At 40.7% G+C, this 22,687-nt stretch carries 16 protein-coding genes and 1 pseudogene; 9 read left to right on the plus strand and 8 right to left on the minus strand.

Annotated features, from left to right (window positions below; genetic code table 11):
- Window positions 1-23 precede the first annotated feature (23 nt).
- Together ACQY3F_RS04430 and ACQY3F_RS04435 are read left to right on the plus strand one after the other, a co-directional pair.
- Entirely contained in the window at window positions 24-1,718 is a 1,695-nt protein-coding gene (locus ACQY3F_RS04430) for a putative transposase (RefSeq protein WP_428353306.1), read from the plus strand.
- A gap of 24 nt (window positions 1,719-1,742) precedes the next feature.
- Window positions 1,743-2,057: pseudogene (locus ACQY3F_RS04435) on the plus strand (transposase); the annotation flags it as partial.
- Between the two features lie 210 nt (window positions 2,058-2,267).
- Here the strand turns inward: ACQY3F_RS04435 and ACQY3F_RS04440 are convergent.
- The 4 genes from ACQY3F_RS04440 to ACQY3F_RS04455 all read right to left on the minus strand — a co-directional run bounded on the left by ACQY3F_RS04440 (window position 2,268) and on the right by ACQY3F_RS04455 (window position 6,151).
- Complete coding sequence (locus ACQY3F_RS04440; RefSeq protein ID WP_428353770.1) at window positions 2,268-2,957, minus strand: transposase; 690 nt, start codon at window positions 2,955-2,957, stop codon at window positions 2,268-2,270.
- 70 nt (window positions 2,958-3,027) lie between these two features.
- Window positions 3,028-3,390 (minus strand): DUF6164 family protein, encoded by a 363-nt coding sequence (locus ACQY3F_RS04445; RefSeq protein WP_428353771.1) that lies wholly within the window; start codon window positions 3,388-3,390, stop codon window positions 3,028-3,030.
- A gap of 8 nt (window positions 3,391-3,398) precedes the next feature.
- Window positions 3,399-5,546 carry a cation:dicarboxylate symporter family transporter gene (locus ACQY3F_RS04450; protein WP_428353772.1) on the minus strand — a complete coding sequence of 716 codons (2,148 nt, stop codon included), beginning with the start codon at window positions 5,544-5,546 and terminating at the stop codon, window positions 3,399-3,401.
- Between the two features lie 14 nt (window positions 5,547-5,560).
- The gene (locus tag ACQY3F_RS04455) at window positions 5,561-6,151 is read right to left on the minus strand and encodes a tRNA (mnm(5)s(2)U34)-methyltransferase (protein WP_428353773.1); all 591 of its coding nucleotides are present in this window, start codon (window positions 6,149-6,151) and stop codon (window positions 5,561-5,563) included.
- 236 nt (window positions 6,152-6,387) lie between these two features.
- Here ACQY3F_RS04455 and tnpA point away from each other — a divergent pair, with 236 nt between their 5' ends.
- The 3 genes from tnpA to tnpC (ACQY3F_RS04470) are packed head-to-tail and all read left to right on the plus strand — an operon-like array spanning window position 6,388 to window position 8,748.
- The gene (gene tnpA / locus ACQY3F_RS04460; protein WP_428353774.1) at window positions 6,388-6,705 is read left to right on the plus strand and encodes an IS66 family insertion sequence element accessory protein TnpA; all 318 of its coding nucleotides are present in this window, start codon (window positions 6,388-6,390) and stop codon (window positions 6,703-6,705) included.
- An 8-nt stretch (window positions 6,706-6,713) separates the two neighbouring features.
- Window positions 6,714-7,067, plus strand: a complete 354-nt coding sequence (gene tnpB, locus ACQY3F_RS04465) for an IS66 family insertion sequence element accessory protein TnpB (protein WP_428353775.1) — start codon at window positions 6,714-6,716, stop codon at window positions 7,065-7,067.
- Between the two features lie 46 nt (window positions 7,068-7,113).
- Window positions 7,114-8,748, plus strand: coding sequence for an IS66 family transposase (gene tnpC, locus ACQY3F_RS04470; RefSeq protein ID WP_428353776.1), 1,635 nt, complete (start codon window positions 7,114-7,116; stop codon window positions 8,746-8,748).
- A gap of 117 nt (window positions 8,749-8,865) precedes the next feature.
- On the opposite strand, the gene ACQY3F_RS04475 is transcribed toward tnpC (ACQY3F_RS04470), so the two are convergent.
- From ACQY3F_RS04475 to ACQY3F_RS04485, 3 genes are read right to left on the minus strand one after another with little or no spacing between them, the layout of a single operon-like run.
- A complete protein-coding gene (locus ACQY3F_RS04475; protein ID WP_428353777.1) occupies window positions 8,866-9,165 on the minus strand; it encodes a hypothetical protein in 300 nt (99 codons plus the stop codon).
- A 20-nt stretch (window positions 9,166-9,185) separates the two neighbouring features.
- Window positions 9,186-9,473, minus strand: a complete 288-nt coding sequence (locus ACQY3F_RS04480; RefSeq protein WP_428353778.1) for a flavodoxin family protein — start codon at window positions 9,471-9,473, stop codon at window positions 9,186-9,188.
- A 55-nt stretch (window positions 9,474-9,528) separates the two neighbouring features.
- Window positions 9,529-13,419: a hypothetical protein gene (locus ACQY3F_RS04485; RefSeq protein ID WP_428353779.1), complete on the minus strand. Its 3,891-nt coding sequence runs from the start codon at window positions 13,417-13,419 to the stop codon at window positions 9,529-9,531.
- Between the two features lie 723 nt (window positions 13,420-14,142).
- Between ACQY3F_RS04485 and ACQY3F_RS04490 the strand changes: the two genes are divergently transcribed.
- Both ACQY3F_RS04490 and ACQY3F_RS04495 read left to right on the plus strand, forming a co-directional pair.
- A complete protein-coding gene (locus ACQY3F_RS04490) occupies window positions 14,143-15,504 on the plus strand; it encodes an IS1380 family transposase (protein ID WP_428352972.1) in 1,362 nt (453 codons plus the stop codon).
- Window positions 15,505-15,841: 337 nt separating this feature from the next.
- Window positions 15,842-17,203, plus strand: coding sequence for an IS1380 family transposase (locus ACQY3F_RS04495; RefSeq protein WP_428352972.1), 1,362 nt, complete (start codon window positions 15,842-15,844; stop codon window positions 17,201-17,203).
- 464 nt (window positions 17,204-17,667) lie between these two features.
- Here the strand turns inward: ACQY3F_RS04495 and nadB are convergent, their stop codons facing one another.
- Window positions 17,668-19,281, minus strand: a complete 1,614-nt coding sequence (gene nadB, locus ACQY3F_RS04500) for an L-aspartate oxidase (RefSeq protein WP_428353780.1) — start codon at window positions 19,279-19,281, stop codon at window positions 17,668-17,670.
- Window positions 19,282-19,706: 425 nt separating this feature from the next.
- On the opposite strand from nadB, the gene ACQY3F_RS04505 reads away from it, so the two are divergent.
- Window positions 19,707-20,984, plus strand: coding sequence for a hypothetical protein (locus ACQY3F_RS04505; RefSeq protein WP_428353781.1), 1,278 nt, complete (start codon window positions 19,707-19,709; stop codon window positions 20,982-20,984).
- Between the two features lie 56 nt (window positions 20,985-21,040).
- Window positions 21,041-22,606, plus strand: a complete 1,566-nt coding sequence (gene tnpC / locus ACQY3F_RS04510; protein ID WP_428353782.1) for an IS66 family transposase — start codon at window positions 21,041-21,043, stop codon at window positions 22,604-22,606.
- The last annotated feature ends 81 nt before the right edge of the window (window positions 22,607-22,687 follow it).

The raw sequence follows: 22,687 nt of genomic DNA on the forward strand, positions 1-22,687 counted from the left end.
GTGGGCAAGATAATGCGGCACCCATGGGGATGGGGGCTCAGAATATCGATGCTCGTCTGGCTGCCAGTATTGGGCAATTAGAGGAACCGGCTGCCCCTGATTTTCAAGCCCTGCAAGATGTTCCCAAAGGCGGTGTTTTGTTTGCACTGCCCGCTTTATTAGTCACTGGGCTATTAAAATACAGTGAAAACTTTTTTAAACTCAGCAAAGGCTATTATGGATTAGACAGTCTGCTAATCATACTGGCCTTTATCGCACTTGTCCGGGTAAAGTCCATTGAGTCCTTGCGCTATAGTGCGCCAGGAGAATGGGGTAAACTGATTGGACTGGACCGTATTCCAGAAGTCCGCACCCTGCGGAGTAAAATCAAACAACTCACACAAGATGAAGGTCCTCTGCAATGGAGTGAAGCACTGTGCAAAGAATGGATGCAGAGTGCTCCTGAACAAGCCAGTATCCTTTATATTGATGGTCATGTCCGGGTTTATAATGGACATCAAACCAAACTTCCACGTCATCACGTAGCCCGACAAAAACTCTGTTTGCGGGCAACCACGGATTACTGGGTTAATGCAATGGATGGTCAACCCTTTATGGTCATTAACAAAGCAGTCGATCCGGGCATGATCAAGGTCATTGAAAATGACATCCTTCCGCAACTCGAAAAAAGGCTTCCCACTTTTGTTAATGCCCAAGAGCTGGAGTCCGATCCGCTATTGCATCGATTTACACTGGTGTGTGACAGAGAGTCTTACAGCCCGCCTTTTTTTAAACGCATGAAAGCACAGCGTGTTGCCTGTTTAACCTATCATAAATACCCGGGAGAAAACTGGCCGGAAGAAGAATTTTTACCCTATCAGGTCACTTTATCTTCTGGAGAGCAAGCACAACTCAAGCTCGCAGAACGAGGCCACTGCTTAAGTAATGGTCTCTGGGTACGGGAAATACGCAAACTCTCTCAAAAGGGACACCAGACCAGCATTATTGGAACCGACTATCGCTCAGAAATGATCCCGCTAGCTGTTGCCATGTTTGCCCGATGGTCTCAGGAGAATTTCTTCAAGTATTGCCGTGAACACTTTGGATTAGATAAGCTTGTTGACTATTGTATTGAACCAGTTTCCGATACCGTCAAGGTGGTTAATCCAGAATATCGTCGACTGGATAGCCAAATAAGATCCAGCCAGGGAAAACTAAATCGTCTGCTTGCCAGGTTTGCGACATTAACGCTGGATACGCCTATTGAGCCAGACAAAGTCGAGCCCTTCTTGCAAAAAAAGACCGCCTGCCAGGAAGACATTGAAGCCTTTCAGGTGAAAATCAAGACACTCAAAGAAAAGCGAAAACAAGCGCCACATTACCTTAAAGTGAAAGATTTACCCGAAGAGGAGCAATTTCAGCAACTCAGCACCAAAAGTAAACATTTCATCGATACCATCAAAATGATTGCTTATCGTGCTGAAACGGCAATGGCCAATTTGTTACGCGAAACGCTCTCACGCCCTGATGAAGTACGCAGTCTGTTACGGGCAATTTATAGTAGCGAGGCAGACCTGATTCCAGATCATGATCAAGGTACATTAACGGTACGACTACACCATTTGGCCAATCGGAGTTATGACGTGGCGATACATAAATTATGTGATGAACTTAATAGCACAGAAACCAGATTTCCGCGAACTAATTTAAGGATGATCTTTAAACTGGGTTCAAAGTAAATTCCCCGAGATCAGGTGCTCTGAACCTACCGTTATCAAGACAGCAAAACCAAACGCTATCAAACCAAAACGGTATCGGGGGCTAAATTTCTGTGGCTGGTGCTGCAACATGTTTTGCCTAAAGGCTTTCGTCGTGCGCGCAATTATGGCTTTTTACATCCGAATAGCAAGGGTGTTATTAAGTTGATTCACTCCCTGCTAAAGTTTGACCCGACGAAGATATTGCGTGCACTCAAAGTACGGCCGGCATTCAGTTGCAAATGTTGTGGCGGGGCGATGGTTGTTGGGCGTCGGCAAATACCCAGGGTGGAAATAATGTTTCAGCCTTTGCCAACTTAACAATTGGAATCACTAGCGCTTATGTAAATTTAAACACTTCGACCCAGGCTATCAGCGGATTAAATGCTGAGGGAGTTGCTTGGGCTAAAATCGGAGATTAAGGCAGAATTTTGCTCCGATACTTGGACTTTGAGAGTTGACTGCAATGGACAACGCTCAAAGTTCAGTTAAACAGGTAAAAACAGAGGTTCGATTCATCAGTCGGGCTGATCAACAAAAAGCTATTTTCATAGAGCGCATTAAATGAATTCCTACTATCGTGCCGGGCTTGTCCAACAAACGGTTCAGATTGTGGCTCGCTTCGCGATCACAATCTAACCTTATTCGTTGTGGATGGTATGAACGGGCACCTTTCTTTTTGGGGTTGAAGCCTTTGGCACTTCCTTCTTGTCGACCACAAACGGTGTCCACAGTTGAATCGACATCGACCCACTGGACGGATTGTATGCCAGTTTTCGATTTTCCGGAACGAAGCAATCGCCGCCAGTGTTGACCACGCAAAGTATGCGTGAGCGTTTCAAACTGGCTTATCTGCCTATCACTTACTTCTTTAAAGATCCGTAAAATTGTGGTTTCAACAGGAATCTTTATCCAGCCAGCTACTTTGCGCAGTACGCTATCTGCCCATACGGTCGTCACCTTTGCCATTGATGTTGCTCCCCCCATCATGCCAACCAACGTCAATAGAACCACATCAGATAAGTGATGGTCTGCATTTTCACCCCGCCGATGTGGAACGCTTTGTTTTACGGTTTTTTCAAAACCTATCCTGTCTAAATATTTCACGACGGGAATCAGTCCCGCCTGGCTTGTCAATCCATGTGCTGTAGATGTCATTTTTACCGTTCGGGTACGGTTTCTTACGTGAGATGAGGATTTTGATACTTTAGAGGGCTTCATTAAAACAATGAGATAGTGAAATCAGGAAAATGATATTATATCATTGTTTAATAAGGAGTTTTGTGGGTTATTATGTATAATGCTTGCAGGATTTAGGTGATAGATATAACACCAGAACTATTGCTGCAATAAACAGAATGGTTTGCGCAGGATAATGCCACAAGTTCTTAAAGAAGGTAGGGGCTTCACCACTCTGTTTAAGCCTATCATATTCAGTCTGCATAAAAATACGTCGTTGTTCCTGATAGTCATCAATCAATAGACGTGCCTGCTCATGTTGTTGTGCATCACGCAACCAGATAGCGGGCATGGAAATTCCCCAGTTACCGGCATTAGTTTCATAAAAGTCGATAGTGTTTTCAGCTAATAAATCACGAATATCATCCGCTTCATCATCAGGAACATGTCGTAAAGAAAAAAGTAGTAGGGCCATAGGGTTAATTATTGAGAATTTTTGATCACATTTTCCAGGATAGACCAGCGCGGTTCCTTAGTTTCCGCACCGCCTCCCTGAATCCAGTAGTCGTATAGTTGTGCAATACGGCCTGTTGATTTTTGAATATCTATCCAGCTATTTAGCATTGCCTGTAATTTCAGATTACCATTATTCACTGCATAGCCGATAGGAAAACGGTGTAGTCTTAATGGGTCATAAGTCACGGCGTATTCTGGGTGCAACATAACCAGTGTCATGCCTTCTTCTATACTACTGATATAGCCATCAAAGCTTTGCCCATCTTTGGCGTTAAAAAATATACCTGGATTACTGATTTTGGTGATTTCAATATTAGGGAAATTATGTTGAATATGTCTTAACCGAGGATATAAATCCATAGTTGCAACTTTTAAGTGGGTAGAAGGATCTATTTTAGAGTAGTCTGAAAATTCTTTTTTTCTAAAATCCTTAACAATCAATGCTGTAGTCAAGTTCATTGTAGGTTGGGTATAGAGAACTTCGCTCAGGTACTCATCGCTAATTTGTACACCTGAGATAACGATATCAATTTGACAGTATTTGAGAGATTGATATAGGTTTTTATTTTTAGAAAATGGGATAAATTCTAATTTTACACCGAGTGAAGTGGATAGATGATTCATCATTTCTACATCAAAGCCGACTAATTCGTGAGCATAATTATAAAATGAAAAGGGCACTTTTGCAGGATTATAACCTATACGCAAAGTACCACGCTTAACTATGGCTTGAGGTGTCGAGGAGTTTTCATTAATTTGAGCAGTACTTGGCAAAGTATAGGAAATATTTTGTGGAACTTGCCAGTCGACCTGCATTTTTTTAAGTTTTTCGCTGAGGTCTTTCTCGCTGACCAGAAATGCATTAAAAAAGCTCTGAACGCCCAGAACTGCTAGTGCAATAACCAGAACACAGCTGCCTAAAAATAACGCAATTTTTTTAATTTTAAACTGAACTAGTCCCACTAAATAAGCGGTAGACGATAAAGTAAAAGCTAGTAGAAAGATGGCAGAACCCAGTGTAGAAAATCGTTTGGTCAAAACATCACCGGATAGATAGAGTTGGTATAGATCGCTGGAGAGATGTAATTGATTGAGTAAAAAGGGGATACTGATATGCACATTGGCAAACAGACTAAACAAACCATTAAAAGCGAGCATGCCTTGTTGTAGAAAGGATAACTCGGTATTACTAAACCAGGCAGAAAACAAAATAAAGCTGAGCGCTAATAATTTACCCATTGCCGGAAAGTTATAAGCAATGGGAATAATAATTTCATTGTACTTGTCACTTTCTTCTGTATTGATATTATATTTTGCAAAAATTTGATTACAGGCTTCGCTCATCACCGGGATAAGAATAAACAGGTTACCAGAAGCAAAGGCAGTCACTAAAATACTACGGCAACCTTGTACGATATCTGAATACTTAAACGGTGTTATTACGCTGATAAAAAAGGGGATTACCCAGAATGATAAGATTAAAGCGGTGGAGATATAAACAACAAAATATATTTCTAGTTTTTCAAAGTCATCTGCTTGTAGAGTGCCCGCTGAGGCAGCTGCAATAGCGAAAATACCAATAGGTAAAAATTTAACTATAGTCTTGGTAATCTTGCTAAAGGCTTCGAGTAATATGATGGCAGGTTGAAGAAATTGTTGTTTATCCTTTATATTAACCAAAGCAATTCCGAGTAATAGGCTAAAGACAACAATCGCTGGAATGGTGTTATTGGCTAATGATTTAAAGGGATTGGATGGGATATATAATTCGTAATAATTAACTTCGGGTAACGTGGCAATCTGGTTAGTACTAAAAAAATCACTGCTTTGCCAGACCGGAAAAGCAAATGACATGGCGAATATAGTCACTAAACATAACCCCCAAAAAATAATAAGCATCAGCCCAAATTTCCGCGCAATTTCTCGTGACTGCTTATAGCTAAGTGAACCCAGGCCGGTCACCAGAGATAAAACAATATAGGGAATAATAGATACTTGTAAGAGCTTAATAAAAGCGATACCTATGGTATTAATCCAGGCTATTTTTTCACCAAAAAACAACCCTAACAGTATACCTAGACATAAGGCCAGCAAGACTTGTGTAGAAAATGACAATTTAAGTAATCGGTTCATATGCTTGGGTAATTTGACAGGTTTTGAAGTGTAAACACGATAGGTGAGCCGAGTTTTTCATGCATGCTGTGAATAATGCTAATGGCATAGCCGTGGTAATGCAAACCTTGATACCATTCAATAATAGCCTGTAACTCCTGCTGCCCACCGGGGTGGCCAGGGTAGGTGATAATGCTGATTATACCCTTGTCACTCAACAGGCTAATTGCCGCATTTAGTGCGGTGATAGTGGTTTTTTTCAAGGTGATAATTGCTGTGTCAGCATGCGGCAGGTATCCCAGGTTAAATACAATAGCATCTGCTTTTAGGGTAGCAGGTATATGTTCAAGCAACGTTTCATGGCCAGCATGTATTAAATTGACCTTATCTAAGCAGTGATTATTTTCCAGGCGTTTACGTGTTGCTTGCAGCGCATTTTCCTGGATATCGAAAGCATAAACTTTATGACTATGTTGAGCCAAAAATAAGGTGTCATGACCATTGCCCATCGTTGCGTCGATACTGATGCTTTGATCAGATAGAAACGGGAGAATGGTTTTATGTACTTCAGTAACTAAAGAATGTTTGGTAAATCGAGTGCTGAGCATTATGACTCTATCTTATTATTGCCTGCGATTATCATCCTACAAAAATCAGTTGCTCACGGTTTCTAGCACAAGCTATTGATTCCACGGCACTTCCAAAAAATGTCCATTTAACCTATGGGTGAAGCTAAAATTTTTTAAAAGTGTTATATGGTAAGCGCTCAATAGTCAGCGTACTTCACGGCAACTCAGATTAATGCCAAACTATCCCCATTGTTAAATACCACGGGGAATTTTAAATGGCAGCGTTAGAAAAAATACAGGAAAAGACTTTCTGGCCTATTCACATAGAGCACTGGCAGGCATCAGGCCAATCACAGGCAGCTTATTGTCGGCAACATGATTTATGCCCGCAAAAGTTCGGCTACTGGAAACGTAAATCGACTGTAAAGCCTACTACTTCCCCTACAGGATTTACGCGCATTCGGGTTGACGAGGGTATCTCACCGGATCTAGCTATTGGATTATCCTTACGATTTAATGATGGCACACGTCTGGAAGGTATTACGCAGGACACTATGTCGTGTATTCAACCACTGCTTGAGCTGTTGCGGTGACGGTTGTTATGCGTCCATCCCTGTCTTTAACGGAGGTGTATCTGTATCGGCGTCCCATTGATTTTCGTAAGTCACACCGAGGGCTATCGGCGATTGTTGAATGTGAGTTAGGGCATAATCCTTTTGAGGGGGCTCTCTATGCCTTTACGAATAAACAGCGGAATAAGATTAAATGTCTGTTCTGGGAAGATAATGGTTTTGTCCTTTATTACAAGTCATTGGTAGAAGACAAATTTAAGTGGCCTAAAGGTGATGAAGAGACATTAACCTTAACAGGACAGCCGTTAAACTGGTTGCTGGATGGCTTTGATATTAGCGCGATGAAGGGTCATAAAAAACTTCAATATGAGTCTGTTTTTTAGCTGTTTTTGTGTTCATTATTGCCACTATAAATGCTATAATAAAGCCATGATTTTAGCCGATATTTCAAATATAAAACAACAAGATAAAGCCGGTTATTTGCTGTCGGAGAGTGTTGCTTTGTTGCTTGAAAAAGAAGAGGCTATTGATGAACTGACGCGTGTGATTGAAGTTAAGTCTGGGGTGATTTCCGAACAGAAAAAACGCATCCTTATTCTGGAAGAGGTACTACGCTTATCTAAAATAAAACGCTTTGGGTCATCGAGTGAACAATCTCATCAATCCTCTTTGTTTGATGAAGCAGAGAATGAAGCAGATAGCAGCGAGGAATTAGACCAGGAAGCTGATGAAGCACCTGAGGGCGATAAGCAGACAAGTTCTACTGGCACGAAGAAAAAGCCGGGACGCAAACCCTTTTCGGATAAGTTACCCCGCGAGCAAATTTTTATTCATTTAACGGATGAAGAAAAAGAAGGCGCTATTGATACTTTCTTCACGAAAGTGAAAGAAGAGCTGGATATTATTCCTGCTAAAGTACGTGTTCTTGAATACATGCAGGAAAAAGCGGTCTTTGTCGAACAGATTGAAGGCGAAAAGCAACGCCAGGTTAAAGCCGCACAAATGCCCAGACACCCTATTGCCAGAGCAATGGGAAGCATCAGTTTAATGTGCTTTGTTATTATCGCCAAGTATGCTGACGGCTTACCTTTATATCGGCAAGAAGGCATCTTGTCTCGTTATGGGGGTGACATCTCCAGAGCGACATTAGCAAACTGGATGATCGCACTGGCTAAACAACTTCAGCCCCTGATTAATCTGATGCGAGAGCATCAACACACAGGGGCAGTCATACTCGCTGATGAAACGCGGGTTCAGGTATTAAAAGAACCGGGGCGGCCAGCGACCTCAGATAAATATATGTGGGTGACGCTTGGCGGGCCACCGGGTGAAAAAAGCATCCTGTTTGAATACGATCCCTCTCGTAGTGGAGACGTCCCCATGCGCCTGCTTGACGGCTTTAGTGGCTATCTGCAAACCGATGGCTATGCGGGGTACAATGCCGTGTGCCAAAAAAACAGCATCACCCAGCTGGGGTGCTGGGATCATGCGCGTCGTTATTTTAAAGATGCCCAGAATGCACAGCCTAAACGCAAAAAGGGACAAAATAACAAACCCTCAAAAGCAGGTAAAGCGCTGAGCCTGATCAATAAACTGTATGTCATTGAGCGAGAAATTAAAGACCTGTCAGTGGATGAAAAATATCAGCAGCGCCAGGAGAAGAGCATTCCTGTATTGAACCAGCTCAAAGCCTATCTGGAAGAAAACCAGCATAAAGTACCTAAAGATAGCCTGACAGGAAAGGCAATGACTTACCTGAGTAACCAGTGGGAAAAACTCAATGTGTATTGCACCCATGGTGAACTCAATATTAGCAACATCCTGGCAGAAAATGCGATTCGCCCGTTTGTGATAGGGCGCAAAGCCTGGTTATTTTCTGATACCCCTGCGGGTGCTCGTGCCAGTGCAATACATTACAGCCTGATAGAAACAGCTAAAGCAAATGGGCTGGAGCCTTATGCATATCTTAAGCAGGTTCTCACTGCTTTACCTTATGCTGATACGGTTGATAAAGTGGAGGCTTTGTTGCCCTGGAATATTAAAAAATCAGATACGCCTGAATAGGGCAAGTACGTGCTTCGTTGAGCGCTTACGTTATATGAATTCAATATCTTGAACTATAAATTCGCGCTCAACTGATTTTTCTAGGATCATGAGAAATATTTTCGTATTCTGACTTTATTAGGTACTAGATAACAGTTTTGTAGCTAGGTTGTTGATTTTATTTTGCATGTTTTCTACAAGATCGGTTTGAATTTCTCCGGAAATAGAACCTGAAAATAAGTTTCCTATAGAAACTGCACCTATTATATCCGCAGTCATTTTTAATTGCTTATGGGTTCCATACAATAAGCGGCCAATAAAACCTGGAGCTGCGCATGATGAAATCTGCACAGCTTTTTTCTTTTGCTCGTTTGCTTTTCTAAACAGGGAGTATTTGTTGACCCACGGCCAATACGCATAAACAATCAAACGTTCCATAAAGTGTTTGAAAATAGCTGTTACGGATCCAAAATTGGTGGGCGAGGCGAGAATATAAGCATCGGCTTGTTCTCAATTTTGTCAATCAAGGCTTGCATACCGTCATGCTGTGCGTAGGTTCCTGGTAACTCACTTGCTTGTTGCGTACATTCGCGGCAATTCAGGCAGAACTCTATAGGGTATTCACGCAGCAGAATAGTTTCAACCTCTGCGCCTCGTGATTCTAAAACTCGCGTTAAGGCATCGACAGTTTGATCTGTGAATCCTTCATCCCGATATGAACTATTAATAGCAAGTACCTTAGTCATGATTCCAAGAATAACTTATTTAGTACGCTATAAATTGTAGCTATATAATTTTTCTTTAATCTAAACCAAACCTTTTTCCTATAAAACTACTGATAAAAGGGATTCCTCCGGTTAGGATAATAGGAATCAACGCAAGCATAAGTTCTCCAACCTGCCCACCCGATATAACCAGAAATATAAAAGCCAAAATAATGATGCTATAAAATGGCATAGCCAGCATGGACCAAAGATTTGAGCTGTCCTTAACTTGATAGTCCTTAGCGGTTTTATCCCAAGGCTGGTGTCTGGCCCATTTTTTTAGTTCTTGGTATCGGTAGAAAATCATGCCTTGTTTCTGTTCTAAAATACCGCTTTCAAGAAGTTGCATAACGGGGATAGTATTTGTGTAATTAATCATATGATTATGACTCAGATAAAATAAAATCGATCTTAATTCCATAAAATGCTCTGAATCCTCACGGGCAATCGTCAAGAAATTTATCTTAGCTGTATCCCAAGTTTTAGTTTTATTTGCTTTCAGAACAGCATGTCCTGGAGCATACATTGAAATAAAATTATGTAAATCTTCATGCTCAAGATAATTCAGACCTAGCAAGCGGATAGAGGTTAGTTTAACAAGGCTATATAGAAGTATGGGAATAATCAGTAGAAATAATTTCCACCAAAGAGGAGTTTTTACATTCTGAATTTTTGTATAATCACCCGTGCTGGTCAGTTGGAATTCAGAATTCGTGTAGTCATTGAAAACAGCAGTAAGACTTAAGTTAGAAGCTTCATCAAAGCACCAACTATAATCTGATGCTTTGCTATGTGATAGCAATTGATGCCGATTATCCATGCGGCTTATAATGGGCATATCCTCATCTAAAAATTCAAAGCTCTCTATTGCTTCATTTTCAGAGTAATTACAATCAATATTAGGTTGTTTACTGTAATAAGCAAACCAAGGGCTGCGAGTAGCGCCAGCACCATCATCTTGAATAGCCTGCGTATAATGGGAAAAATGAAATAAATTCATATTTAGGTAGCGAGTTTTCTCAAGTATATTATTGTTTAATTTTGTCACCCGGTTTATTTCAGTTGTTAATGCCACCTGCCTTTCCAGCAGGCTTGACCCTATATGGAATAGGTTATATTTGGCAATTTTTTTAACCTGCATATCATGGAAATGACTAAACCAGATAGTAGCTATCAAGCCAAAGATCAATATCAACCAATATGAATTGATTAAGGTGTAAAGCTTACTAAATTTACTGAACGATAAACGATATTTTTTCTTGATACTTCTCCAGCTTATTCTGTTGGGGAGATTGACTACTAGTTTCAGCAGTATAGTTTTTTTTGTGCAGTAGCAAAAACCTACCAATAGCAAGAGACAAATGATCATCATAAAAGAAAAGCCCACGGAAAAAATGCTGGTCTTGATATTTGCTAATTCCATCAATTCGGTATCGTAAAAGACCACTAAAGACCAAGGGGTGTTCTCTAGAGGTGTAATCCAGAAATTATGGGTACGGCCATTATAGTTACCATTGATTAAATGCTCATGGCGCATTTGTGCTGCCGCAATAATCCGTCGATTTTCATCTGTTTCTATATAAAAATTTTCTAACAGACTACGCTGATCGTTGGAATGATAGAGTACTTCACCACTTGAATCTTTAATAACAGCAAAGCCAAAACCTGCTGGCATGACGGGTTGGAAGAAACTATGCATTAATTTAATGATAGCTAATACTTTGGGTGGCTTGTTTTTTGATTCTTCACATCCATCATCACAGGCATTAAATTTAGTGGATACCGGAAAGGACAGAGCTGTTAACTTGATCCCGTGATCATAGGTTTCAATCCGTTCGCTAAAATATTCTAAATTATCTGGCGGCCATATAGAAAGTCTTTCTGGGTGGTAATATGATTGCTTGAAATATTTCCGTCGATTAACCTTTATACTTATCGTTGGAAATGAACGATAAGAAAGTTGTTTGCCAGTAAGTTCGCCTTCCGAATTTAAATAGAAAGCGGATTCAAATATAGGGTACTTTTTAGGAAATTCTAGAGCAGGCTGTGCCAACATGACTTCCGATAAGTCTGTCAATTGTTTAAATTTATACATCGGAAGATTCGGATTTTTTGGTAGCATATTCAGATTATCTGAGCTCGACTGATCCGCTTTTAAGTCATGCTCAATCCCATGCTGTAGGAAAAATTCTGGACGTAATACTTTATTTAATTGTCCGAATTCCTGTTTAAAATTAGCCGATATTTTGCTGCCTATTTGTTTTGCTGTGTTATCCAGGCTTTGTTTCAATTGAAAGTAATCGTAGGCAGATAAAGCACCGAGTATTAGCACCATAGTCATTAAAGGAAACGAAACTGCCAGCCAGACCACAAAAGCACGGTTAGGCATAAACCGAGGTCCACTAAAAAATAGTTTTAAGTGAGGAGTTAATAATAATATGAAAAGTATCGCAAAAAAAAGAATATTGATGCGTCCCAGAGGTAAAGACATGATTGCTTTATTATTCTTCTCGGTGGGAATAATGCCTACAATAAAGGCTAATTGATCAGGGTTTAATTTTTGGGCGGAAGTCTTTTCTGAGGCATTATTATTGGTGTCAGGCTGGTCAAAATTCTGTTTGCGTACCGCATGAAAAGGTTGGATATATAACGAGTATGAGATGCCTGCAATGGTAGCCTTTCTGACCCTGGAATGCGATGTAATTTGCGCCACTTCTTTAAAACTAATCTCTTTACCTTGCATTTCTAGTTTCTTTTCGAGACCGCTACTCAGGTACTCACTCAGGTTTTCAAAGCGAATAAAATCATCAAAAGCCGAAATATTAGCTGTTCTTGATAAATCATCTGAACCTGACCGGTAAACTATATTTCCCGCCCGATTAAGCAGTAATATTCTGTTGAAATACTGTAAAGCAGGCAGTGGGTCAATTAGGTCCTTAATGGGAACCGTAACAGTTAGCACCTTTCTTTCATCGTCCACCAACTGCTTTATTTCTTTTGTACTAAATTGTCTGCTAGGCGCGGTGATCGGCTGCGCTGGTTGTGTCTCGTTTTTTCTTTGAAGCCTTACAGGGGGTTTCAAATCCTCTGCTTTTTTTGAAATTAGGTCTTGTATTTCCTGATTGACTAACTTTTTTGTTACCTTGTCTTGTAATATTTTTCTTTGCTTAATTGAAAAGCTATCTTTTAGTATTTGGGCGGATTTTTCTTGTTCTGACGTATAGGCTGTTTTCGCTGAAGACAACAAATCATGCTCATCTATGAAATTTTCCAATTCTTGAGTTGTTTCCGTTTTCTTTTTATCTGTATCTGTTTTTATATTTGTTTTTATTTCCTTTTTCTTTTTTTCCTCCCCATATTCTATAAAAGTAGCATCTGTTTCTTTTTTCCTCTTCTTTGAAGTTAGTCTTTTCTCGATTTCCTTTTCTAGAATTATTTTCTCATCAAAAACGGTAATTTTTTTGTTATCAAAACTACCCGTGATTGAAAAACATGTGATATCTTTTTCCTTATTTTTTACTCTTTCAGTATCCTTGGCTGAAGAAGCGATACAGGACTTATTTTTCTGGTCAAATTTTATATTATGAAATGAAGAAGAATATTTTTTAAGGTATGTTTTATATTCCTGACAGTAATTAGGTTTATCTTTATCTTCTCCGCAAAACTCGTCTTTAAATGCCTGATCTAGATTTAAGTTATCTTCCACTACAGCAAAATCCAGAAGAAAATCCATGCCTTTCAGCCCTTGATTTATTTGCTTTTCAATACCACTCAGCGAACGAAAGTAATGATTTGTCAAGTAGGAGGATCGATCCTGAAAATAGAAAAAACCATAAGCCAGAGGAACGAGCGTTAATACTACTATTACCAATCCCCAGGATTTCAAAACAGTATTTTGTTTAGGTTCCGAAGTGCTATTTTCAGTCATCATAATACCTAGATATCTATTATTTCAGGTTATCTCGCATTGCTAATTACGAACGGCGTAAATGTTGGTTTTTTTGTCTCTATTTAATATTACTCGATAGAATAAGTGATGGCACAAGCTAAAAAATTTTATTGAATTGTTTTGATTCTTACTTTCAGAACAAAAGAATACCTGATTACGTACAACTTTCAGCCATAGTAGAATAAAGCATGAAACATCAGCATGTTAAAAGCTTCGTCATTCCCGAAGTCTTTTATCGGGAATCTATGCTTATCCGACTAGATTCCTGCTTAAAGCATGCAGGAATGACGAAGTATAGCTGAGGGTTATGGGTAATCAGAAAAGAATATAAACTAAAGGTAGCCTCCCAATATTAGGTTACTCTAGTAGTAAATTAATTACATGACCCAAATGGGTCAAAAAACTAACGTTTTACTTGAATAACCTTCCAAAAGGCACAAAAAAAGCAAAGGATCAAAGATTACAACTTAAGTTTCGGAGTTTTAAATAGGATGATATTTCATGGCTCAGCATGATTTAAATCCTCTTGCTCCAGGGTAAAAGGGTCTAATTGCAGTGCTTGTACAAAGAAAGGATTTAATGATGCATAACAACAAAATGTATCACCTAAATCCTGCAAGCATTATACATAATAATCCACAAAACTCCTTATTAAACAATGATATAATATCATTTTCCTGATTTCACTATCTCATTGTTTTAATGAAGCCCTCTAAAGTATCAAAATCCTCATCTCACGTAAGAAACCGTACCCGAACGGTAAAAATGACATCTACAGCACATGGATTGACAAGCCAGGCGGGACTGATTCCCGTCGTGAAATATTTAGACAGGATAGGTTTTGAAAAAACCGTAAAACAAAGCGTTCCACATCGGCGGGGTGAAAATGCAGACCATCACTTATCTGATGTGGTTCTATTGACGTTGGTTGGCATGATGGGGGGAGCAACATCAATGGCAAAGGTGACGACCGTATGGGCAGATAGCGTACTGCGCAAAGTAGCTGGCTGGATAAAGATTCCTGTTGAAACCACAATTTTACGGATCTTTAAAGAAGTAAGTGATAGGCAGATAAGCCAGTTTGAAACGCTCACGCATACTTTGCGTGGTCAACACTGGCGGCGATTGCTTCGTTCCGGAAAATCGAAAACTGGCATACAATCCGTCCAGTGGGTCGATGTCGATTCAACTGTGGACACCGTTTGTGGTCGACAAGAAGGAAGTGCCAAAGGCTTCAACCCCAAAAAGAAAGGTGCCCGTTCATACCATCCACAACTCGCTTTTCTAGCGGAAACAAAAGAAATTTTACAAGCCTGGTTCCGGACAGGCAATGCCTTTACAAGCAATGGTGTTGTAGAATTTACCAAACAGTTACTTGCACACTTGCCCAATCGGATGCGCATTATTTTTCGCGGTGACAGTGGTTATTTTGTCGGTGATTTGCTTGAATTTCTCGATACCAGAGGGCATGGGTATCTAATAAAGGTTAAACTTAAGAATTTGAACGCATTGCTGGCCAAACAGGCCTGGACAGCCATACAAGGCCGACCCGGTTGGGAGCAGAGCGAGTTTCAATATCGTTGTGGTGGCTGGTCTCGCTCTCGTCAGTTTGTCGCGGTCAGGATAAAGCAACCTAAACAAGTGACAGGACCTCAGTCCGAGCTTTGGGATACGGCAGAATATGACTATTTTTGTTATGTAACAACTGAACCTCTATCGCCTTGGCAAACACATAAGAAGTATGGTGAACGAGCGACGTGCGAAACATGGATTGAAGAAGCAAAATCACAAATGGGTTTAGGTAAAATCAGAACGAATCAATTTCTGGCTAATGCCGCATTATTTCATTGCGCCGTTCTTGCCTACAATACCGTGCGCTGGATGGCTCAATTGAGTGGCAACAAAACGTTGTGCCAATGGGAGCCGGATACACTTCGTACTTATCTGATTCGGGTGGCTGGAAAATTACTCACAGGCAATAATCAGCTGAGAGTCAGAACACCTGCAGATCCGCTCTATCCACAGGAATGGGATGATTGGGTTAAGGTGGGGTTACTCGCTTAACATTAACCGAAGTTAAGTCACTTTGATTAAAAGGTCATGGCACGTTGGCAGGGTGTTTATTGCCTTGGGCTCGGGGGATATCCATACGATACAAAAAATTTCCTCTATTTATGATTTAAATCTGGATATTTTGATCGGTTGGACAAAGAGGGCTGGCAAAGCGGCAGTAAAAACCTAATAACCACTTAGCTAGACAGGTTAATGAGAGTCAAAATATGGGCTTGCAGGATTTAGGTATCACCTAAATCCTGCAAGCATTATACATAATAACCCACAAAACTCCTTATTAAACAATGATATAATATCATTTTCCTGATTTCACTATCTCATTGTTTTAATGAAGCCCTCTAAAGTATCAAAATCCTCATCTCACGTAAGAAACCGTACCCGAACGGTAAAAATGACATCTACAGCACATGGATTGACAAGCCAGGCGGGACTGATTCCCGTCGTGAAATATTTAGACAGGATAGGTTTTGAAAAAACCGTAAAACAAAGCGTTCCACATCGGCGGGGTGAAAATGCAGACCATCACTTATCTGATGTGGTTCTATTGACGTTGGTTGGCATGATGGGGGGAGCAACATCAATGGCAAAGGTGACGACCGTATGGGCAGATAGCGTACTGCGCAAAGTAGCTGGCTGGATAAAGATTCCTGTTGAAACCACAATTTTACGGATCTTTAAAGAAGTAAGTGATAGGCAGATAAGCCAGTTTGAAACGCTCACGCATACTTTGCGTGGTCAACACTGGCGGCGATTGCTTCGTTCCGGAAAATCGAAAACTGGCATACAATCCGTCCAGTGGGTCGATGTCGATTCAACTGTGGACACCGTTTGTGGTCGACAAGAAGGAAGTGCCAAAGGCTTCAACCCCAAAAAGAAAGGTGCCCGTTCATACCATCCACAACTCGCTTTTCTAGCGGAAACAAAAGAAATTTTACAAGCCTGGTTCCGGACAGGCAATGCCTTTACAAGCAATGGTGTTGTAGAATTTACCAAACAGTTACTTGCACACTTGCCCAATCGGATGCGCATTATTTTTCGCGGTGACAGTGGTTATTTTGTCGGTGATTTGCTTGAATTTCTCGATACCAGAGGGCATGGGTATCTAATAAAGGTTAAACTTAAGAATTTGAACGCATTGCTGGCCAAACAGGCCTGGACAGCCATACAAGGCCGACCCGGTTGGGAGCAGAGCGAGTTTCAATATCGTTGTGGTGGCTGGTCTCGCTCTCGTCAGTTTGTCGCGGTCAGGATAAAGCAACCTAAACAAGTGACAGGACCTCAGTCCGAGCTTTGGGATACGGCAGAATATGACTATTTTTGTTATGTAACAACTGAACCTCTATCGCCTTGGCAAACACATAAGAAGTATGGTGAACGAGCGACGTGCGAAACATGGATTGAAGAAGCAAAATCACAAATGGGTTTAGGTAAAATCAGAACGAATCAATTTCTGGCTAATGCCGCATTATTTCATTGCGCCGTTCTTGCCTACAATACCGTGCGCTGGATGGCTCAATTGAGTGGCAACAAAACGTTGTGCCAATGGGAGCCGGATACACTTCGTACTTATCTGATTCGGGTGGCTGGAAAATTACTCACAGGCAATAATCAGCTGAGAGTCAGAACACCTGCAGATCCGCTCTATCCACAGGAATGGGATGATTGGGTTAAGGTGGGGTTACTCGCTTAACATTAACCGAAGTTAAGTCACTTTGATTAAAAGGTCATGGCACGTTGGCAGGGTGTTTATTGCCTTGGGCTCGGGGGATATCCATACGATACAAAAAATTTCCTCTATTTATGATTTAAATCTGGATATTTTGATCGGTTGGACAAAGAGGGCTGGCAAAGCGGCAGTAAAAACCTAATAACCACTTAGCTAGACAGGTTAATGAGAGTCAAAATATGGGCTTGCAGGATTTAGGTATCATATTAAATCTGAACAATTACTTCAGATATCAACACACTTTCAACCTAGAAAAATCAGTTGAGCGCAAATTTATAGTGCAAGATATTGAATTAATATAATACTTTCAAAAATGTCCGCTTCACCGAAAGGTTAAGCGGACATTTTTTGGAAGTGTGGTGGAATCAAGAGCTTGTGCTAGAAAACGTGAGCAACTGATTTTTCTTGGTTCAAAGGGGCTTGCTATGTTACTTAGGCTTTTTTTTGCGGATAAGAATAGTATTTTTTGCATCTTGTGATTTGTCCAGTTCCGGATAATCAAGAGTGTAGTGTAAACCACGACTTTCCTTACGTGTTAAAGCACTCTGGATAATCAAGTCAGCCACGATTACCAGGTTACGTAATTCCAGTAAGTCGCTATTAATACGATAGTGATGATAGTACTCGGCTATTTCAGTTTTTAAAATTTCCAGACGACGTGCAGCCCTTTCCAAACGCTGTGTCGTGCGGACTATGCCCACATAATTCCACATAAACCGGCGTAGCTCATCCCAGTTTTGAGCAATCATTACATCTTCTTCTGATTCAATCACTTTGGATTCATCCCACTCAGGGACCTCAGGCAGTGTTTGAGCAAGGTCTTGCTGGAGTATATCTTCTTTAGCGCGCTCGGCAAACACAAGACATTCCAGCAAAGAGTTGCTTGCCATACGGTTGGCGCCATGCAAACCAGTGTGCGCTACTTCTCCTAGAGCATAGAGTCCGGGAATATCCGTGCGTGCAAATTCATCAGTCATTACGCCCCCGCAAGTGTAATGAGCGGCTGGAACCACGGGAATAGGCACTTTAGTGATGTCTATATTCAACTCTAGACATTGACGATAAATTGAGGGGAAATGCTGCTTAATAAAGTCAGCTGGTTTATGGCTAATATCCAGATACACACAATCTATACCACGTTTTTTAATTTCATGATCAATGGCCCGTGCTACGACATCGCGGGGCGCTAATTCGGCACGCGGGTCATAGCGATGCATAAAGGCATAGCCATCAGGCAGTATCAGTTTGCCGCCTTCACCACGTACTGCTTCGCTGATTAAAAATGAATGTCCGTCTGGATGATATAAGCAAGTGGGGTGGAACTGCATAAATTCCATATTGGCAATGCGGCAGCCAGCGCGCCAGGCCAGGGCAATACCATCGCCGGTGGATATTTGCGGGTTGGTAGTGTATAGATAAACTTTATTCGCACCACCGGTTGCTATAGCAACGATGTTCGCAGTAATGGTTTTAATCTGTTTAGTTTGAGTGTCTAAAACATAGGCACCTAATACCCGTTGTTGTTTAATGCCAAGTTTGTTCGCAGTAATTAAGTCAATTGCATTGTGGTGCTCTAATAAGGTGATATTAGGATGTTGTTGGGCTTTTTCTATCAGGGAAAGTGATAAGGCTTTTCCGGTTGCATCAGCATGATGTACGATGCGGCGTTCAGAGTGTCCTCCTTCCTGATTAAGGTGTAATTCAGCTTCACCCTTTTTATTCTGCCGTTCGGTAAATTCCATACCTTGTTGATGCAGAAAATCGATACTTTTTTTCCCGTATTCAACCGTCATTCTGACTATTTCGGGATCGCATAAGCCTGCGCCCGATAGGATAGTATCTTGAATATGTGATTCTATTGATGTTTCCTGGGAGTCCAGCACAGCAGAGATACCGCCTTGGGCATAGAATGTACTCCCCTCGGTCATGGCAAATTTTGATAAAACGGCGATCTGATAGTGATCGGCTAGTTTAAGTGCCAGACTCAAGCCTGCGCCGCCACTACCAATAATAAGCACATCGTAGTTTTGCTGCTTAGACATGGTTTAAAACTCGATACTGAGAATTACAACTATTATGGGCTATCATTAAGGTATATTATTCATTTATTGACCTATTATCCTAAAAACCGCAGTTGAACGCTAAAAAACACTCTAAGCATTTGAATGTAAAACATAATGACCGTAATAACTTATCACCTGCAGGGTGAACAGACTCCGCTCCACGGTTTTGTGAATAAATCTGAGCGCGAAATACTGCGTTACAGCTATTGCCAAGGGCTACGGCCATTGCTTGCTAGCGGTGCCTTGTCTTTCGCACTCAGATTTCCCACAAAATCCCTGCTCAACTGCGGTTTCTAGGATTATTATACTTCAGGTGGTAACACTTGCGTAGTGTCTTATTCAGACGTGTGTTTTAGCAGATCGGGAATTTTTTATACTGGTGCAACACTAACAGGAGGATTACCTTGTATATCCAACATTTTATAATCGCCATTGCATTAGCAGTCAGTTTGTTTAGCCATAGTATCAATGTTAGTGCTGAAATTATTGCAGGAGAAGCCGTATCTTTTGAAATTTCGCGCGATGGATTGCAAAGTAAAATGGAACAGCTTGCAACTAAACCAGGTGTAGACCTTGATAGCAAGGCAAGAGAAATGAACTGGTATCAATTAGCGGATGAAAATATCGCTGACCAACAATGGTTTAGCTATCTTTCTAGTTCTTATCAGGGGTTTTTAGAAACCGCACCCGATAAATTAAAAACTGAAATTCAAAATATAATAAATAAGGAAAATAAAGCTTTATTTAATCCGCAGCAAGATTATTCAATAGAAGAATTAAACATATTAATCCTAAATACCAAAGGAGAGTTAAGAGCGCTGAACAATAAGATTAGCAAACTGGAATCTGAGCTTAATAAATTGACTCTTCGCCCTCAGCAGATGCGTGAAGAAACGCTCGCCGCAAAACAGCGTTTAAAACAGGCTAAATCAGATAGTAATATTGCGCGCCTGCCGACAGAAAATAAGTATGAATATCAGGCTCAGCAAATTTATTTACATACCTTAATTAATGCGCTTACTGCAGAGTTTAAAAAACTGGAATTAGAATCTGCGAGTAACCCCTTAAAAGTTCAGTTAAACAAGCGTAGCCTCGAAGAAATAGGGGGGCAAAAAAAATATATGCAGAGCATTCTTGAGCAGCAAGAAGCTTTATTTGAGAAATTACAGTTAGAAAAAGCTCAAAGTCTGGAAGATGAGTTATTAAAAGCTGAAAGAGAAAGTGTTAAAAAGCATGCCACTATCCAAAATATTATTCAGGATAATATTCAATGGAGCCGTGACTTACAATCTATTGTTCGAGCTATTAATCAGTACGATCATGCAACCGATAAAATAGAGGCTTATAAGAAAGCAGTAGAAGAAGATTTTAAAAATGCTGATAAAAAAATACAACTCGCAGGTTTAAATCCTCTTTTAGGGCGGGTATTACGAGAGCAAAGAAATAATCTTGAAACTAATAAACAACAGTATCAGAGACAAGTCGACATTGCAGATGAAACCGGCTTAATCAGTCTGGCACTGTACAAGATTGAACTGCGCCAAAAGCAACTGAATAATATTCAGGATGAGTTAGGCAGACAAGTAGAACAAGTGCAAATGAGTGCTGAAGAAACACAGCTGTCAGCTGAGGACATCCAGCAAATTCGTCGTAAATATTCAGACCCCTACCGACAAACTTGACAACTAATTTAAAAAAGGCTTGTAACTTTATGATACCAAGAAGTATTATGTAGGCCATGCAATTAAGTAATCAGGATCTAAGCCAACTTGACGAAGAAGAGCTTCTAAATTTATCAGAAGAAGAGTTACGTCGTCTTTCAATAAGATTGCTTACAGATTTAAAGGAAGCTCGTGAACGGTTAAGCCAGAATTCCCATAATAGTTCTCGGCCTCCAAGCAGTGAAGCACCATGGGAAAGGGACACTCAAAAAGATTCCAGTAATGATTCCGAAGAGGAACAAGAAGCGACTTCAGATAAAAAAGAGTCATCTCCTACTGAAAAGCCCAATAAAACATCCAGACAGTCCCCGAAAAATGAAACAGAAGAACAACGAAAACCAGGGAAGCAACTTGGAGCCAAGGGTTTTGGGCGACAACAAAAAATAGTGATCACAGACTATCAGGAACATTTTCCTGAAATATGTGAATGCTGCCATCAACCATTAAATGACCATTTCAAAAAAGCATACACGGCTTTTGAAACCATTGATATCGTATGGTCTGATGAGAAAAATCCAGGCCTGAGGCTAACGAATACCAAGCATAGCTATTATGAAGTCACCTGTCACTGTGGACATATTACAATAAAAGAACCGCATCGTTCCAATTCCGATGGCACCTTGCAGGATATAAACTGTAGCCAATGGAGATTGGTAGGTCCGGGGCTTGCAGCATTAATTATATGCCTTACTTATCGCATGCGGCTTTCACGAGAACGTGTCCAAGAGTTTTTATGTGATTGGCTAGGGTTACAGATTAGTGTTGGCACGATTAACAATACATTACATGAAAGCGGCGCAGCAGCAATGCCTATAGAAGCTGAATTAGTAAAGGAAGTCGTAGAAAGTAATCTACTTCATGTTGATGAAACTTCCTGGATGGAACTCACCACTTTTTTATGGCTATGGGTTTTTAGTACAGATACCGTCACAGCCTACTGGATTTCAACTCGGTCATCAGAACTGATTGAAAACATCCTGGGTCAAGCATATTGCGGCTGGCTAATGAGTGATGGTTACCAGGTTTATCGAAAATACCTTAATCGAGCTCGTTGCTGGGCTCACCTGATTCGTAAGGCAAAAGGCTTAAAAGAGGGCTTAAATAAAGACTCTCAGCTATTTGGAGAACAAACACTCAAATTAATGAACATGCTTATGACAGCAATTCGTGAAGCACGGCACCACCCTCCAAACTCGCCACTGACGGAAATTTACCAAACGCAATTGATAGCCTATCGGCAACTGTGTGAACAAATGAAAGCATCAACACACACAAAGACCCATGCGCTAGCAACAGAAATGCTCAATGATTGGGAGGCTATCTTTCGGGTACTCGAATTCCCTCATTTACCCTTAACCAATAACGAAGCAGAACGTGCCTTACGGCACTGGGTTATATTAAGGCGAATCAGCTATGGAACACGAACTGAAGAAGGTTCATGTGTGTTTGCTATTTTGATTAGTGTCATCGAAACCTGTAGAAAAAGGCAGCAATCCCCATGGATATATTTAGCGGCCGTTATTCACAATCAGCGGGTAGGTGTTGCGGTTCCTAAGCTACCAATTGTTAAGGGGTCTGAATAATTACAATTCGTCAGGAGTTACAAGAATTACTTAATAACCAGAAAGATGTATTAAGCGAACTAAGTAATACCTACCTAAAGG

This window comes from Methyloprofundus sp., from assembly GCF_965251085.1.
GTDB lineage: Bacteria > Pseudomonadota > Gammaproteobacteria > Methylococcales > Methylomonadaceae > Methyloprofundus.

Coding starts and splice junctions, on each gene's coding strand:
- ACQY3F_RS04455 (WP_428353773.1), bottom strand. CDS start 6,151: ATGCTCAGCACTCGATTTACCAAACATTCTTTAGTTACTGAAGTACAT.
- ACQY3F_RS04480 (WP_428353778.1), bottom strand. CDS start 9,473: ATGACTAAGGTACTTGCTATTAATAGTTCATATCGGGATGAAGGATTC.
- ACQY3F_RS04475 (WP_428353777.1), bottom strand. CDS start 9,165: ATGGAACGTTTGATTGTTTATGCGTATTGGCCGTGGGTCAACAAATAC.
- nadB (WP_428353780.1), bottom strand. CDS start 19,281: ATGTCTAAGCAGCAAAACTACGATGTGCTTATTATTGGTAGTGGCGGC.
- tnpB (WP_428353775.1), top strand. CDS start 6,714: ATGCGTCCATCCCTGTCTTTAACGGAGGTGTATCTGTATCGGCGTCCC.
- ACQY3F_RS04440 (WP_428353770.1), bottom strand. CDS start 2,957: ATGAAGCCCTCTAAAGTATCAAAATCCTCATCTCACGTAAGAAACCGT.
- ACQY3F_RS04490 (WP_428352972.1), top strand. CDS start 14,143: ATGAAGCCCTCTAAAGTATCAAAATCCTCATCTCACGTAAGAAACCGT.
- ACQY3F_RS04485 (WP_428353779.1), bottom strand. CDS start 13,419: ATGACTGAAAATAGCACTTCGGAACCTAAACAAAATACTGTTTTGAAA.
- tnpA (WP_428353774.1), top strand. CDS start 6,388: ATGGCAGCGTTAGAAAAAATACAGGAAAAGACTTTCTGGCCTATTCAC.
- tnpC (WP_428353782.1), top strand. CDS start 21,041: ATGCAATTAAGTAATCAGGATCTAAGCCAACTTGACGAAGAAGAGCTT.
- ACQY3F_RS04495 (WP_428352972.1), top strand. CDS start 15,842: ATGAAGCCCTCTAAAGTATCAAAATCCTCATCTCACGTAAGAAACCGT.
- ACQY3F_RS04430 (WP_428353306.1), top strand. CDS start 24: ATGGGGATGGGGGCTCAGAATATCGATGCTCGTCTGGCTGCCAGTATT.
- tnpC (WP_428353776.1), top strand. CDS start 7,114: ATGATTTTAGCCGATATTTCAAATATAAAACAACAAGATAAAGCCGGT.
- ACQY3F_RS04445 (WP_428353771.1), bottom strand. CDS start 3,390: ATGGCCCTACTACTTTTTTCTTTACGACATGTTCCTGATGATGAAGCG.